The sequence below is a fragment of the Actinomadura napierensis genome, from assembly GCF_039529375.1.
Classification (GTDB): domain Bacteria; phylum Actinomycetota; class Actinomycetes; order Streptosporangiales; family Streptosporangiaceae; genus Spirillospora; species Spirillospora napierensis.
Window position 1 is genome coordinate 1 of the sequence record NZ_BAAAMR010000366.1, and the last position, 589, is coordinate 589.

Annotated in this window: 2 protein-coding genes; both read right to left on the reverse strand. The window is 44.8% G+C overall.

What is annotated here, in order from left to right; genetic code table 11:
* On the reverse strand, positions 1-415 hold a 415-nt coding region (locus tag ABD296_RS49950), incomplete at its 3' end, for an alcohol dehydrogenase catalytic domain-containing protein (RefSeq protein ID WP_344285698.1).
* 38 nt (positions 416-453) lie between these two features.
* Positions 454-589 (reverse strand): DNA-3-methyladenine glycosylase I (locus ABD296_RS49955; RefSeq protein WP_344285701.1); only part of this gene is annotated, 136 nt, incomplete at its 5' end.

Here is a 589-nt window from a genome sequence, read left to right on the forward strand (position 1 = left end):
GGGGAATGGCCCATTGCCAACCAGCACGAACCTTATCGGCAAAGCCACCCGCATGTCCCACGATTGTTGCGACATTTTCGCCCGTACAAAGAACTTGCTGACCGCCAATACACTCATCACAGGCTTGGCAACTCTCAGCGGTCCAGCCAATACCGACACGTTGCCCAATTTGTAGTCCTTTGGCTTCTGAGCCTAAAGCAACAATTCGTCCAATAATTTCATGGCCTGCAACTACAGGGTACACGGTTGAACGCCATTCATTATTTAAAACAGAAATATCAGAATGACACAAACCACAGTATTCAACTTTTACCTCAACTTGATGCGGTTGTAATTCACCTGCATCAAATTGGTATGGGACCAGTTTTTCACCTGCCTGCATTGCAGCATAAGCCTGAATCGTATTATTGCTCATCGGAAACTCCTTAAGCGGATTTGAACCGTTCTGGTGGGTTAGGAAGCTTTAAATTGACAATCTTTTTCATGGTCATTGACCATACCCACTGCTTGCATAAGAGCATAGCAGGTGGTTGGACCAACAAATTTGAAACCATTTTTTTTGAGCGTTTTGGAAAGTTTTAGGCTGAGC